This window comes from Amycolatopsis bullii, from assembly GCF_014654205.1.
GTDB classification, from domain to species: Bacteria; Actinomycetota; Actinomycetes; order Mycobacteriales; family Pseudonocardiaceae; genus Amycolatopsis; species Amycolatopsis plumensis.
Map to the genome: position 1 here is coordinate 1 of NZ_BNAW01000068.1, position 14,396 is coordinate 14,396.

The 14,396-nt window shown below is 71.8% G+C and carries 13 protein-coding genes; 2 read left to right on the forward strand and 11 right to left on the reverse strand.

Translation table 11 applies throughout. From position 1 onward, the window contains the following. Positions 1–138: 138 nt before the first annotated feature. From IE317_RS40855 to IE317_RS40870, 4 genes are all read right to left on the reverse strand, one after another. Positions 139–1,245 carry a family 2 encapsulin nanocompartment cargo protein terpene cyclase gene (locus IE317_RS40855; RefSeq protein ID WP_191316717.1) on the reverse strand — a complete coding sequence of 369 codons (1,107 nt, stop codon included), beginning with the start codon at positions 1,243–1,245 and terminating at the stop codon, positions 139–141. Between the two features lie 10 nt (positions 1,246–1,255). Next, on the reverse strand, positions 1,256–2,107 hold the full coding sequence (locus IE317_RS40860) for a geranyl diphosphate 2-C-methyltransferase (RefSeq protein WP_191316718.1): 852 nt from the start codon (positions 2,105–2,107) through the stop codon (positions 1,256–1,258). A gap of 235 nt (positions 2,108–2,342) precedes the next feature. Next, entirely contained in the window at positions 2,343–3,890 is a 1,548-nt protein-coding gene (locus tag IE317_RS40865; RefSeq protein WP_191316719.1) for a multicopper oxidase family protein, read from the reverse strand. Beyond that, entirely contained in the window at positions 3,883–4,266 is a 384-nt protein-coding gene (locus IE317_RS40870; protein WP_191316720.1) for a hypothetical protein, read from the reverse strand. Before IE317_RS40870 ends, IE317_RS40865 begins: the two co-directional genes overlap by 8 nt. Positions 4,267–4,342: 76 nt before the next feature. Here IE317_RS40870 and IE317_RS40875 point away from each other — a divergent pair, with 76 nt between their 5' ends. After that, complete coding sequence (locus tag IE317_RS40875; protein WP_191316721.1) at positions 4,343–5,224, forward strand: LysR family transcriptional regulator; 882 nt, start codon at positions 4,343–4,345, stop codon at positions 5,222–5,224. Here the strand turns inward: IE317_RS40875 and IE317_RS40880 are convergent. The 5 genes from IE317_RS40880 to IE317_RS40900 form a co-directional block, all read right to left on the reverse strand. Then, entirely contained in the window at positions 5,193–6,023 is an 831-nt protein-coding gene (locus IE317_RS40880) for a carbohydrate ABC transporter permease (protein WP_191316722.1), read from the reverse strand. The two genes, IE317_RS40875 and IE317_RS40880, sit on opposite strands and share 32 nt — an antisense overlap. Then, the gene (locus IE317_RS40885) at positions 6,020–6,871 is read right to left on the reverse strand and encodes a carbohydrate ABC transporter permease (protein ID WP_229903183.1); all 852 of its coding nucleotides are present in this window, start codon (positions 6,869–6,871) and stop codon (positions 6,020–6,022) included. Before IE317_RS40885 ends, IE317_RS40880 begins: the two co-directional genes overlap by 4 nt. 50 nt (positions 6,872–6,921) lie before the next feature. Next, positions 6,922–8,241, reverse strand: a complete 1,320-nt coding sequence (locus tag IE317_RS40890) for an extracellular solute-binding protein (protein ID WP_191316724.1) — start codon at positions 8,239–8,241, stop codon at positions 6,922–6,924. Positions 8,242–8,299: 58 nt separating this feature from the next. After that, positions 8,300–9,064: a DUF3152 domain-containing protein gene (locus tag IE317_RS40895; RefSeq protein ID WP_191316725.1), complete on the reverse strand. Its 765-nt coding sequence runs from the start codon at positions 9,062–9,064 to the stop codon at positions 8,300–8,302. Between the two features lie 1,135 nt (positions 9,065–10,199). Further along, complete coding sequence (locus IE317_RS40900) at positions 10,200–11,207, reverse strand: polysaccharide deacetylase family protein (RefSeq protein WP_191316726.1); 1,008 nt, start codon at positions 11,205–11,207, stop codon at positions 10,200–10,202. Between the two features lie 56 nt (positions 11,208–11,263). On the opposite strand from IE317_RS40900, the gene IE317_RS40905 reads away from it, so the two are divergent. Then, positions 11,264–12,343 (forward strand): hypothetical protein, encoded by a 1,080-nt coding sequence (locus IE317_RS40905; protein WP_229903184.1) that lies wholly within the window; start codon positions 11,264–11,266, stop codon positions 12,341–12,343. A gap of 144 nt (positions 12,344–12,487) precedes the next feature. Here the strand turns inward: IE317_RS40905 and IE317_RS40910 are convergent, their stop codons facing one another. Both IE317_RS40910 and IE317_RS40915 read right to left on the reverse strand, forming a co-directional pair. Then, positions 12,488–12,958, reverse strand: a complete 471-nt coding sequence (locus IE317_RS40910) for a hypothetical protein (RefSeq protein WP_191316727.1) — start codon at positions 12,956–12,958, stop codon at positions 12,488–12,490. Positions 12,959–13,985: 1,027 nt separating this feature from the next. Next, on the reverse strand, positions 13,986–14,330 hold the full coding sequence (locus IE317_RS40915; RefSeq protein ID WP_229903185.1) for a WGxxGxxG family protein: 345 nt from the start codon (positions 14,328–14,330) through the stop codon (positions 13,986–13,988). Positions 14,331–14,396: the final 66 nt, after the last annotated feature.

Here is a 14,396-nt window from a genome sequence, read left to right on the forward strand (position 1 = left end):
TGCCCTGCATCTGCGGGACGGACTTGGTCGTCGTGGCCAGGGTCCGGGCCGCCGCCCGGCTCAGGCTCGACGGCGCCAGCTCGGATTCCACCTGCTCGGATCCCACCGGGTCGGTGACAGTCACAGCGAAAACCCCAATCACTGGTAGCGGGGATTGGTGGCGTGCCAGGTGAAGCCGCCGCCCATCCAGGAACGGACACCCACGAGGAAGCGCTGCAGCTCCGGCGACGGCACGGCCAGCAGCGCGCGGTGGCCGTCCTCGAACTCGTGGACGATCTTGTTGTGCAGCGCGACGGTGGCCTCCACCGCCTCCTCGACCGAGCAGTCCCGGTCGGCCGCGATCTGCAGCACCATGTTGCAGACCGGTTTTTCGTCGGCCGCGTCCTTGGCGACCGAGTGCAGGTCGTTGACCAGCACCGACGCCGTCCCGGCCCGCATCATCGCCTCACGCACGCGCGGGTCGTAGTAGAACGGGGCGGCCAGCTCGTAGCCGCCGACGGCGTCGACGAGCGTCATCGACGTGTAGAAGCTGTCGTGCTGGCGAGCCGCCAGGTACTCCCACGCCGGGGGATAACGCCCGGTGTGGCGCCACGCCGCGTAGGCGTCCCAGCTGACGAACATCGAGAACGTCGCGTAGCAGACCCGCTGCACGAGCACCGGCGAGCCGTGGCGGCCCAGGTGGTCGATCCCCGAGTGCAGCCCGACGAGGATCGGGTCGCTGCGCAACGCCTCGTCCAGCGGCTCCGAAAACTCCCCGGCCGGGGCGACCGGGTCCATCGCCGCCATGACCAGCGCCAGCCGCGGCGGGAGCTCGGTGGGGGCCGCGCCGAGCGTGCTGTCGTCGGCGTAGTAGTCGTCGGCCGCCCACCAGACCGCGTTGAGCTGCGCCGCGACCAGCAACCGGTCCGGGTCGTCGCAGTCGGTGTGGGCGAGCATCGCCAGCCGGCCGAACCCCGCGCCGGCGATCTGCTCCAGGCCCTTGCCGCTGAACCCGCAGTCGGCCGCCCAGGCGACCAGCCGCCGGTCGACCTCGGCGGCGAGGCCGTCGTCGACGCGGCCCTGGACCGGGCAGTACAGCGGCGACGCGCTGCCGTCACCCCACGGCAGGTACGCGTACGCCGGGTCCTGCCCGGCCGACGGCGCGAACTGGGTCGCGATCCGCGCCGCCGACGTCCCGAGCCCGAACGGCGCCGCCGGCAGCCCGCAGACGGTCCACTGTGGACAACTGGTGCTCTCCCCGGTCACCGCGCCCGCCTCAGACGCGGTCGGCGGCGATCAGCAGGTAGTGGAAACTGCCTTCGCGGTAGGCGGTCAGGAACGGCTTCTCGACGCCGGTGGCGACCGACGACTTCTCCCGCAGCTCCCAGTAGGGAATCGTCGCCGCGGTCAGGTCGACGACGTTGATCGGCACGAACCCGTTGGCCGCCATGGCCTTGAAGTAGTCGCCGCGCGCGTGGATGTTGCAGATGTAGTGCTGGTCGATCTGGCTCACCGCGCGCGACCGGCCGCCGGTGACGTCGTTGTAGCACCCGGTGATCGTCACGTACCGGCCGCCGGGCTTGAGCTGCCGCGCGTGCTCGGCGAACAGCTCGTTCAGGTCCACGTACATCGTGCTCTCGTTGTTCCAGATGCCCTGGAACGTCCCGGATCCGAAGCCGGTGTCGAGCATGTTCTTCAGGTGGTAGCGCACCGAGCCGTCGATCCCGCGCTGCCGCACGTGCGCGTTGGCGAACCCGACCTGCTGCTCCGAAATGGAGATGCCGTCGACCTGGCAGCCGAACCGCAGGTGGGCCATGACGCTCGTGCCGCCGCGGCCGCAACCGGCGTCGAGCAGCCGGTCCTCCGGCTTGATCGGGCCGAGGTGGTCGAGCAGGACGTCCGCCTGCGCGGTCTCGAGCCGGTGCATCTCCGCGATGATCGCTTCGTCGCGCCGGTCGGCCGGGGTTTCGAGCACGGCCGGGTCGTAGTCGCCGAGCCCGTAGTGGTGGTGGTAGAGCCCGTCGACGTCGCCCAGCCGGAGGTTCACCGGATCCTTCTCCGCGTTCCAGTAGTCGGCGACCGACTGCTGGTAAGCGGTCCGGGTCACGGGCTTCTCGAGAGCGGTCATCGATGGCACTCCTCGTCGTTTCCTTGGCAGGCAAGGGGATCCGCTCGGCGGCTGCCCCCTGGGAGGAAACGCTAGTGGCGGGAGTTTCGCAGGGACAAGAAGCTTCACTCGGGTTGGACCTTCGTTGCCCGTCCGGCCCAACGGCGCCCAGCTCAGAGGGGGCGCGCACGGCGCTGCCGCCCCTCGTTCGAGACCGGGGCCGCCACGACCGGGTGACGAAACGCGACAGTGCGTGTCAGGTGATTTCGAGGTTCGCCATCATGCCCCGGTCTTCGTGTTCGGCGTTGTGGCAGTGGAAGAGGTACCGCCCGCGGTAGCCGTCGAAGCGGGTGATGATCTCCGCCGCTTCGCCCGGGCGCAGCGAGACGGTGTCCTTGAGCCCGGCGTCGTGCGGCAGCGGCGGCCGCCCTCCGCGCGAGAGTACGCGGAACCCGGCCAGGTGCAGGTGGACCGGGTGGTGGACGTCGGCGACCAGCCGCCACACCTCGACGTCGCCGAGGGCGACCGTGACGTCCGTGCGGGCCGGGTCGAACGGCCGCCCGTCGATCACCCAGCCGCGCCCGTGGTCCAGTTGCCCGGCGCGGAAGGAGAAGTCGCGGACCCGGACGGGCCGGTCCCAGGCCGGCAGATCCGTCGACAGCACCGCGGGAACCCGGCTGTCGTCGCGGGCGCGGCGGGCGACCCGGAAGGCCATCACCTCGGCAGTGCGCCCGGACCCCAGCCGGTTCAGCAGGCGGACGCGGCCGCCGACCGGGACGTCCGCGAAGTCGACCACGACGTCGTAGCGTTCCGCCGGGCCGATCGGCAGGGTCGCCTGGGTGACGGGCGCGGCGAGCAGCCCCTGGTCCGCGCCGATCTGGACGAGCGGGAGCTGCCGCCCGTCGTCGGTGACCGCTTCGAGTTCGTAGTGGCGGGCGTTGGACGCGTTGAGGATCCGCAGCCGGTACCGGGCCGCGTCCACCTCCTGCACCGGCCACGGCGCGCCGTTGACCAGGAGCACGTCGCCGAGCACCCCGCCCAGGAAGCTCTCCCGCACGCCCGGCCGCTCCCGCAGCGTCCCGTCCAGCGACGGGTAGTCCAGGCTGCCGTCGGCGGCGAACGCGCGGTCGGCGATCAGCAGCGGCAGTTCCCGCGCCCCCGAAGGAAGGCCGAGCGCCTCTTCGGCGTCGTCGCGCACGATGTGCAGCCCCGCGAGACCGCGCCACAGTGCCGGAGCCGTGAAATCCATCCGGTGGTCGTGGTACCAGAGCAACGCCGGCCGCTGGTCGAGCGGGAAGGTGTAGCTGCGGGTGAGGTGCGTCCGCACGGCCCGCGGGTCGGGCATGGCGTGATGCTCCGCCGTCCAGCCCGCGGGCAGCACCAGATCGGTCGGGTAGCCGTCGGAGTCCGCCGGCGTCCGCCCGCCGTGCAGGTGCACCACGGTCGGCACGGCCAGCTCGTTGCGGTGGGTCACGGTGATCGGCCGGCCGCGGCGCGACTCGATCGTCGGGCCCGGGAAGGTGCCGTCGTAGGTCCACATCGGCGTGCGGATCCCGGGCAGGATCTCGACTTCCGCGACGCGCTGGGTGATCTCGTAGCGCCCGGGTGCCACCGGTGGCAGCACCCGGGGCAGCGGCAGCGGCACCCGGAACGGCGGTGGCAGCGGCACGGCGCTGCGGAGTTCGGCGCCGGTGACCGCGGGACGCCGCGACAGCGCGGCCGCGGTGGAGAGCGCTGCTGTTCCAGTCAGCAGGCCGAAGGCACCGCCGAGCCGCAGCGCCTGGCGACGGCTCAGCTCACGCATCGACGCTCTCCAGGGGACGGCGCCACAGCGCGACGACCAGCGCGGCGAGCCCGGCGACGGTCAGCACGCCCAGCGGGAGGTGCAGCCACAGAGCGCCGTCCAGCCCGGCGAAGTACTGGACCGTCTCCGCGGCCACCACCGCCGCCGTGGCGGGGAACGGCCACGCCCGCCGCAGCCGGACCCAGACCACGATCGCGACGATCAGCTGCACGTAGCCGAGGGACGTGACGACGTCGGCGCCGGTCGCGTGCAGCCGCAGACCGTCGTAGCTGCCGCTCAGGTACACCCCGGCGAACACCGGCTGGCCGGCGATCGCCACCAGGTGCGCGCCCGCCACGACCCGCAGGGTCCAGCTCGTTTTCCCGGTTCTTTCCACGTTCCGAAGCTATGACTGCGAAGCCATCATGTCTAAGATCAATATCGCTATGCCGTTATGACGCGGGAGGCATGACGTGGACCTCGGGACGCTGCGGCAGTTCCTCGTGGTGGCCCGGCTGGAACACCTCAGCCGCGCGGCCGAAGAGCTGCGCGTCGCCCAGCCGTCGCTCAGCCGCACCATCGCGCGGCTGGAGAACGAGCTCGGCACGCCGTTGTTCGACCGGGCCGGCCGGCTCCGGCTCAACGACGCCGGAAAACTCTTCCGCGGCTACGTCGAACGCGCTCTCGGCGAGCTCGACGCGGGGCGCCGCGCGGTCGCCGACGCGACGGGCGAGGGCTTCGGCACCGTGCGGCTGGCGTCGGAAACCTTCCTCACCCTCACCCGGCCCCTCGCCGCCTTCAAGCGCGCCCACCCGGACATCGAAATCGAACTGCACCAGCTGCCGGCCGACGCGATGGCGCGGGCCCTGCGCGCCCAGGAGATCGACCTGTGCGTGGCGTCCCAGCCGATTCCCGACGAGGGTCTGGCCGGGGTGCAGCTGCTCGACGAGCCGGTGCTGGTCGCCACCCCGCTCGGGCACCGGCTGGCGGACCGCACCTCGGTCACCGTCGAAGACCTCGCCGGCGAGCCGTTCGTCACCGCCCGGCCCGGGCACTGGCACCGGCGGCTGCTCGACCGGCTCTTCGCCGCCCGGGACCTGACGCCGAAGATCGTCTTCGAGGGCGACGAACCCGGCGCCATCCAGGAACTCATCAGCGCCGGGCTCGGCATCGGGCTCAACCCGGCGATGGCCCGCCGCGTGGCCGCGCAGGTGCCGGTCGTCTGGCTCCCGGTGGACAGCCCGGACTGCCGGCGCACGATCACCCTGTTCTGGGCCGCGGGCGACCGGCTGCCCGCCGCGGCCCGGCTGATGCGCACGACGCTCACCGGCTGGCTTTGGGACCCTCCGTCGTGATCCCGGCGAGGAAGTGGCGCTGGGCCACGAAGAACACGATCAGCAGCGGCACGGTCGTGATGACGCTCCCGGCCAGCACGATCTCCCACCGCTGCTCGCCGGCCTGGCCGAACTGGTCGGACAGCGCCTTGAGCCCGCGCGGCAGCGTGTACAGGGCCGGGTCGCGCAGGTAGATCAGCGGTTTGAGCAGGTCCGACCAGCCGGCCTTGAGCTCGAACACGAAACTGACGATCAGCGCCGGGCGGCACAGCGGCACCGCGATGCGCCAGAACAGCGTCCAGTGGTTCGCGCCGTCGACGCGGGCGGCCTCGAACACTTCGCGGGGCAGGCCGAGGAAGAACTGGCGCAGCAGGAAGATGTAGAACGCGCTGCCGAACAGATTCCCCGCCCACAACGGCACCTGCGTGTGCGCCAGGCCGACGCTGTTCCAGATCAGGTACACCGGGATCATTGTCACCGCGGCCGGCAGCATCATGGTGGCCAGCACCAGGCCGAAGAACGCGCTGCGGCCGGGAAAGCGGAAGTAGGCGAAGCCGAACGCCACCAGCGAACTGGTCAGCGTGACGGCCACGGCCCCCGCGAGGGACACCACGACGCTGTTGAGCAGCCAGGCCGCGACCGGCGCGGCCCGCCAGATCTCGACGTAGTTGTCCCACGCCCAGGTCCGGGGGATGAGCAGGTTGTCGAAGACCTGCGCACGCGGCTTCACCGACGCGCTCAGCAGCCAGACGAACGGGTAGAGGAACAGCACGGTCCCCGCGGCCAGCGCCGTCCAGCGGAGCACCTGCCGCGCCGTCACCGGTCACCGCCTTCGTAGTAGACGAACCGGCGGCTCAGCCGCACCTGCACGAGGGTGATCGCCAGGATCACCACGAACAGCAGCCACGCCATCGCCGAGGCGTACCCGAGGTGGAGGAACTCGAACGCCTGCTGGAACAGGTAGATGAGGTAGAACAAGGCGGCGTCGTTGCTGTAGGTCGCCGAGGCCGCGGAGCCGTAGAAGGCGGTGTAGGCCTCGTCGAACGACTGCAGCGCCGCGATCGTCTGGACGATGAGGGTGAAGAACAGCGCCCCGCTGATCATCGGGACGGTGATCCGCCGGAACCGCTGCCACGCCGACGCGCCGTCGAGCTCGGCGGCTTCGTACAGCTCGCGCGGCACCCCGCGGAGCGCGGCCAGGTAGATGATCACCGTGCTGCCCGCCGACCACAGGTGCATCAGCACCAGCCCCGGCTTCACCCACGGCCCGTCGGTGCTCCACTGCGGACCGTCGATGCCGACCAGCCCGAGCACGGCGTTGACCAGGCCGACCTGGCCGTTGAACAGGATCAGGAACAGCACGCCGACGGCGACCTTCGGGGTGATCTCGGGCAGGTAGAACACCGTGCGGAAGAAGCCGGCCGACCGGCGCCCGGCCCGGGCCAGCAGCGAGGCCAGCGCCAGCGAGAAGGCCATCGTGGCCGGGACCGACATGACGGTGTACACCATCGTGTTGACCAGGCTCTTGCGCACGGCCGGGTCTTCGAGGAGCCGCCGGTAGTTGGCCCAGCCCACGGCGTCCGGTGGCCGCAGCGCGTCGTAGTCGGTGAAGGAGAGCACCAGGCTGGCGATCATCGGGATCGCCATGAAGATCACGAACCCGATCATCCACGGTGACAAGAAGGCGTACGCGGCCCAAGCTTCTTTCGTGCGCCGCTTCACCGGGCGGCGTCCAGCGCACGCTGGGCTTCCTGCTGGCCCTGGCGCAGGGCGTCGGCGGGCTGCTGCTCACCCGAGAGCACCCGGTTGACGGCGTTCTGCCAGGCCGTCTTGAACTCGGAACCGGCCGGGGACGCGGGCATGGTGAAGGCGCTGTCCTGGGCCGTGAGGACGGTCCGGACGGCGGCGTCGAACGCGGGCCGGTCCTTCAGCTGCACGAGGGAGCCGAAGATTTCCCGGTCGGCGACGCGGTTGCCGGTGTAGACGCCGGTGAACGCCTTGCCGCCGGCTTTCCGCTTCTCCGCGCGGGCCTTGGCGGCGGCGACCCACGTCGGCGCGTCGGTCATCGTCTTGATCCAGGTGCAGGCCTGCTCTTTGTGGGTGCTCCCGGCCGGGATGACCCAGGCGCTGCCGGTGACCCAGTCGATCGGGGTGCCGGCGGTGTCGGTGAAGGGCGCCGCGGAGAACCGCACGTCGGGGGAGTAGTTGGCCAGGACGTTGAGGTACCAGTCGTCCATCAGGGTGGCCGCCAGCTGGCCCTGCTTGAACGGGTTCTTCTCGCCGAAGAAGTCGAAGGAGTCGCGGAAGGCCTTCACCGCGCTCCAGCCGCCTTGGACGTCGATCAGCGATTTGGCGTACGTCAGGGCCTCGGCCAGCCGCGGGTCGTCGAGGTGGGCGGTGCGGCCGTCGTCGCTGAGCATCTGCACGCCGTTGGCCTTGGCCCACAGCGGGAGGAACTCGGGGATCTTCGGGTCGAACCCGATCCGCGACAGCCCGTTGCCCGTGCGGACGGTGAGCTTCTGCGCGGCGGTCGTGAGCTTGGCCCGGTCGCCGAGGTCCTGCGGAGTGAAGCCGCTCCCTTCGACGGCGGTGTCGTTCACCAGCAGCACCCGGTTGTCGTAGAACTCGGGCAGGCCGTAGACCTTGCCGTCGAGGGTGACTTCCTTGAGCGCGGCGGGCCGGTACTGGCCGACGTCGATGTGCTGTTTGGCGATGCAGTCGGTGAGCGGCTCGAGCGTGCCGCGGGCGGCGTAGGTGCCGAGCAGCTGCCGGTCCAGGTAGACGAGATCGGGTGGGGTGTGCGAGGCGACGGAGGCGAGGAACTGCTGGGCGTCGAAGGCGCTGCCGCCGATCTTCACGGTGGCCGGCGCGATCGCCTTGCCCGCCAGCTCGGCGCGGGTGGTGGCGATTTCGTCGCCGAGGCCGAACCCCATGGTCGTCAGGGTGGCCGCGGCGCCGGTGTCGCCACCGCTGCCGACCCCACCGCACCCGGCGAGCAGAAGGACCACACCGGCACCGGCCAGAGCTTTGCGCACCATTGCACACCCCTCCCAGAAGGAACGGTGGGTACCCGCTCGGGTGAGGGTCCAAACCAGTTCAGTGCGCCTCGGTGACCCACGGGTTCGGGCGGCAGACGGCCCCGTCCGGCCGGACCTTGCCGGCGGCACCGGGTTCCCCGCGGTTGAGGTTCGCGAGATAGGTGTTGGACAGCCCGAAGGTCTGCTGCATCATCACCGGCGCCGGCGCGCCGGGGGCCGGGCAGCCGACGTGGCCGAGGCCGAGGGCGTGACCCATCTCGTGGTTGATGGCGTAGGCGCGGTAGCCGGTCAGGTCGCCGTCGTAGGAGTGCGCGCCGCGGAGCCACCGGGCGAGGTTGACGACGATCCGGCGGTCCCGCGACAGCCGGCAGGAGGAGTCGAACGGGATACTGAAGCCGCAGAGGTCGGGACGCCGGGCGGTGCCGGGACTGGTCAGGCTGATCCGCACGTCGGGGTCGGGGCCGGTGACCCGCCGGAAGGTGACGGCGCCGAGGCTGGTCCACCCGCGCGGGTCGGCGAGGATCGTGTCGACGTCGTAGTCGAAAGAAGGCAGCTCGACACCGTCCTCGATTTCGACGGTGTAGGTGAGGACCTTGTCGCCGGAGCCGATGTCGTGGCCGCCGCCGGGGACGACGTGCCAGGTGCCCTCGCCGGTTTCGGTGACGGGCACGCCTTCGGGCAGGGCGGCGGGTTCCGGCGCCGGTTCCGGGACGGTCGTCTTCGTGGTCGGCTGGGCGGCCGCGACCCCGGAGATCCGCCGCGGCTGCGCGGCTTCCGGGCTGAGCAGAAGCCCCAGGGCGAGAACCACGGCGAACACGAGCACGGCCGGCGGCCACCACGCAGCCTGGGCGGGCTCGGGGGTGGCGGCGCGAGCGGGTGGGACGGGCGGCGGGGGAGGGGCAGCGGGCGCGCGGGGCACGCGGGGGGCCGGTGGGCCGACGGAGATCGCCGGGGCGACGGAGAGGGTGGTGGGCAGGTGTGCGGAGTGGGTGGCTTCGGTGGTGTCTTCGATGGTGGTGGTTGGGCCGGGCGCAGGTGCCGGGTTCGGCGGGGCTGTCGTGGGGTGTGGCGCGTGGGTTGGTGCGGTCGCGGTTTGCGGCTCGGCTGCGGGTTCCGGGGTCGGCACAGCCGGGGCGCGATGTGCTGCGCGGGTGGCTGAGGTTGGGTCTTCGACCGGGATGCGCGGCTCGGCTGCTGGGCTCGGCGTGGCCGGGGCGGGGTGTGCTGCGTGGTGGGGTGCGACGGGGGTCGCGTTTTCGGTGGTGGGGTGTGGGTCGGGCGCCGGTGCCGGGTTCGGCGGGGTTGTCGGGGCGTGTGGGGCGCGGGTTGGTGCGGTCGCGGTTTGCGGCTCGGCTGCGGGTTCCGGAGTCAGCACAGCCGGGGCGTGATGTGCTGCGCGGGTGGCTGAGGTCGCGTCTTCGACCGGGATGCGCGGCTCGGGTGCCGGGGCCGAGTGGGCTGGCGCGGGCAGGGTTGCGTGTTCTCCCGTGGTGCGTTGCTCCGGAGCGGGTGCCGGGCTTGGCGGGGCCGGATCCGCCGCGCGGGTCGGCGCGGGTGAGGTTGCGTCTTCGGTCGCGGTTTGCGGCTCGGCTGCGGGTTCCCCGGTCGGTACAGCCGGGGCGAGGTGTGCTGCGCGGGTGGCTGAGGTTGGGTCTTCGACCGGGATGCGCGGCTCGGGTGCCGGGGCCGAGTGGGCTGGTGCGGGTGCCGGGCTTGGCGGGGCCGGATCCGCCGCGCGGGTCGGCGCGGGCTGAGCCACCGGAGCCGCCGTCGCGCGGGCCGGTGCCGCCGGGCGAGCCGGCGCGACCTGAGGCGCCGCAGCCGGGTTCTGCTCCACCGGAGCCGTTCGTGCCGCCGGGGGCGGGATGCGCGGCGACCTCGGGGGCGGTGTCCCGTGCGGCTGCGCGGGGCGGCGGCGCGGCTGGGGCAGCCAGTCCACGCGGGCCATCGGGTGGCGTTCAGTAGGCAAGGGCCACGCTCGCACACTCCGGCGCCACCGCACCCTCGGATCGCGGGTACGACACCGTCGACGGATCGCCGTCGGAGGTGTAGCGGTGGCCCGTGGGGGACGCCAGCTCGTCGAGCCAGTGGGCCGATCCGTACTCCGCCTCCGCGCCCGCCGACTGCGAACGGATCCTCGGGATCGCCGCCGGCTCGAACTTGCTCGAGCACGGTGACGGTGCCGGCCCGGCGCCCACCAGCAGCGCGCCGCCGTACGAATAGCCCGGGCCCTGCACCGCCAGCGCGGGGCGGCGCGGGCGGCTTCCGTACGGCAGGGCCAGCGTCGTCGGCTGGTAGCCCGGGATCGCCTGGCGGATCAGCGCGTCCTCCTCGGCGATGGCCGCCGTGGCCGCCGATTCCGTCGCGGTGCGCAGGTTCGTGTGGTGGCGCGTGTGGTTGCCGATCTCGAAGTGGTGCTCGGCCAGCCAGCGCAGCGCACGCCCGTCGGGGTCGCCGCCGAACGGGTGCTCGTTGACGTACAAGCTGGCCACCGGCCGGAACTTCGGGTGGGCCGCGGCGACGTCCAGGAGGATCCGGATCGCCGTGCCGGCCTCCGGTTGTCCCTGGGGCGTCAGGCGGAACACGCTCGGGTCGCCGTCGTCGAACGTCAGGACCACCGGGTGCGCGCCCGCGGGGAGGTCGAGCCGGCGGGACACCAGTTCGGCCGTGGTGACCGGGACGTAGTTCTCGTCCGCGAGCCGCTCGAGCTCCGCCGTGAAGTCGGCGGGCGTGCGCTCGTAGACCGACTTCGGCTGCGCGACGAGGCGGTGGTACATCACGACCGGCACCCGGCCGAGCTCGTCCGCGCCCACCTGCCGGGCGGCGGCGGGCGTGATGCGGACCGGCGCGGCGGTGGGCGCCGGTTGGGGCGGAGCGGGCGCCGGGGCGACGGGCGCGGGGCCGCCACAGGCCGTCAGCGCGAGGACAGCGGTGAACCCGGCACCGAACCGGAAAGGGCAACGCATGCCCGAAGTGTGCGTCCGGGCCGCCGCGGGTGCGGCCCGTGCCACCGGGTCGGGTGATGGCGGAATTGCGCTTCACGGCACCGGAACCTATATTTCCGCAGGCCGGGGCCATGAACACGGAAATGGCCCTGGCACGATTCGGTGATTGCGAGGAAACGGGTTTGGTGAAGATCAGCGGTGGGTATTTTCCCGCGATGGTCCCGAAAAAGGCGGTCGCCGCCGAACGAACCTTCGATCGACGTCTGGTCCTCACCGCCGCCCTCGCGGGCTTGGCCACGAGTGCGTGCGGTGCGCTGCAACGAGGAAAGGCGCTGGCCGTGCCGGCCCCGGCGGCCGTCGCGGCCGCACCGCCGCCACCCCCTCCGAATCCGCTCGAGAAAGGCCTTCTCGTCGGCTTTTGCGGAGCTCCGGGCGCGAAGGCGCTCGGCCGCATGACCGGCGACCTCGGGGAAGCGAGCCGTGCGCTCCGCCGTCAGATCGAGACGTTCCCGGCGGGACGCCCGATCACCCCGGTCGTCGAGCTGATCGCCACCACCGTGCACCGCTCGCCCGGTGAGGACGGCATGTTCCGCAGCCGCTGCGAGGATTCGACCGTGCGCGAGTACCTCGACGCCGCGCGGGCGCTGAACGGCCTGCTGCTGCTGAACATCCAGCCCGGCCGCGCCGACTTCCTGCCCGAGGTGCAGGCGTACGAGCGCTGGCTGACCGAGCCGGACGTCGGTGTCGCGCTCGACCCCGAGTGGGCCGTGGAACCGGGAGTCATCCCCGGCCGGAAGTTCGGCCGCACGACCGGTGCCGAGCTCGACGGGGTCGCCCGGTACCTCGGGGGCCTGGCCGACACGCACGACCTGCCCGCCAAGGTGATGATCTACCACCAGGTCGCCGCGTCCGTCGTGCGCGAGGAAGAGCTTCTCAAGCAGCACCGGGGAGTTTCGGTCGTCAAGGTCGTCGACGGCATCGGTTCGGCGGCCGCGAAGAAAGCGACGTGGAAAACCCTGATGACGACGATGCCCACCCACGTGCGGCCGGGCTTCAAGCTGTTCTTCGAGGAAGACACCCGCCGCGGCGCGGACCTGATGACCCCGGCGGACGTCCTGGCGCTGAATCCCACGCCCGCCTACGTCGTGTACGAATAGCCGGTGACGGCGAAAGCCCGGTGCGGTCCGCCGCACCGGGCTCTTTCGTGCGTTCGCGCCCGGCTCACGCACGACGAAAGCCCGGCGCGGGAGGGGAACCGCGCCGGGCCATCGCCGGCTTGTCCGTCCGGGGTACCGGCCGGCCTAGCCGACCGGGACGGGCAGCCCGCCGAGAAGGTCGTTCACCAGTGCGGAAAGGCTGATCAGCACGCGCTGCAGCAGTGCGTTGAGCAAGGCCGACACCGGCGGCAGCGACTGGCGGGCCGCCAGCTGGTTGGCCAGCTCGTCGACGCCCTTGCGTGCTTCGGCGTTGTCCTTCTGCGCCGTGGCCGCGCTGTCCTTCGCCGCGGCCTGGATCGTGTACCGCTTGCCCTGGGCCAGGTCCGACAGCAGCGGGTCGAGCTGGGCGAGGGTGGCTTGCGTGCCGGGCACGTCCCCGTTGTCCGCACGGGCCGCCAGCTGGTCGCGCAGGCCCTGGACCTCCGCCGCGGCGCTCGTGGTGCTCGACGACCCGCTGCCACCGGGCCCGCCCGCCGTCGCCACACCCACCCCCGCCAGGGTCACCGCCGCCGCGGTGACGAACACCGTGAGCGCTCGGGTCAGTGCACTTTTCATGTCGTACTCCTCCGGATTGTGCGATGCCGACTGCGATCATGGTGAGCGCCGATCCGCGATAGCGCGAGCGGATGTCCGGGGCGGGCGGACCCAGTTGATCTCGCACGGTGTACGGCCGTGCCGGTTCCCCGGAACAAACATCGACATCGCGTGACGTGGCTGTTCTGCGCTTTTCCGCATCGGCTACGGTGTGTGACGCCGCCACTCGTCCGTGTTGGACGGTTACGATATACGGCTGAATTGAGGGGGTTTTCTTTACCTCAGGTGCCATCGGCGCCAGATCCGGGTGACACGGCATGTTCACTCGATCGTGAGGTTTAAGGGAAGATATGATGGGTAATCACGCCCATTTGCCCGGCGCCGGGAAGGCCACCCGTAAGGAGGGTACGGTGGGAAAACACTTCTTGCGCGATGAGCGCCTGGTTAATCTGGGTGGCGGTTGCAGGGCCGGTTTTTCCGGCCGTTACTGTGACCTCCTCGGTGCCGAGACCTGACAACTGGGCGCCATTCGGAGAGAAGGAAACGCAGAACGTCCCGACGCCGACGGCGCCGGGACGTTCTGCGCGAAGAGAAGAGGGATCGCGGTGCGGGGTACCAGGGTCACCCGGGCACCCGGCGGGAGCCGGGCGTGCGGGATCGCCGGTGCCCGGGCACCAGGTGACGGCCGGCGGCCCGGCAACAGCTCGCGATCACCGGACAGAGATCTGTTGGGCCGTACGGGTGGCGCCGAAGCGCCGGGTGGATTCTGCCGCGGTGTGATCAGTGGGGGCCGGCGCTACGACGCCGCCGATGGTCAGGCGCCGGGCGGGTTTTGCTGCGGTGCGCCTGGTCGGGCGCCGAGCGGGCTTCGCTGTGGTGTGCCTGGTGGAGGCCGGCGCTACGACGCCGCCGTTGGTCAGGCGCCAAGAGGGTTTTGCCGCGGTGTGCCTGGTGGGGACCGGCGCTACGACGCCGCCGTTGGTCAGGCGCCGGGCGGGTTCTGCCGCGGTGTGCCCGGTGGGGACCGGCATTACGACATCACCGGCGGTCAGGCGCCCGGCGGGTTCCGCCGCGGCTCGGCCGGCGGGTACGTGTTCGCCGGCGGGGCTGTCGGGGCCGCGGCCGGATATCCCGCCATCGCCCCCGGCTTGGGGTCGCGCCGGACCAGCCCGGCCAAGCCCAGCAACCCCACCAAGCCGAGCAGGCCCCACAGGCCGTTGTTGTCGTTGTCGTCGTCGCGGGCGTTGTTGTCGTGGTTCGTGCCGTCGTCGGTCTGCTGGTGCCACGCCGGTGCCGTGAACTCCGGCGCCGCCGACGCCGGCACCGCTCCCGTCAGCGCGAACGCCGCGGCCGCGACGCCGGCGCAGCACAGCTTGCCTGCCTTGCGGTTCATCCCGGTTCTCCCTTCCGTTCCGGAAATCGGTCTTCCAGGGCGTACCCCCGCCCCGGGCATCCACTC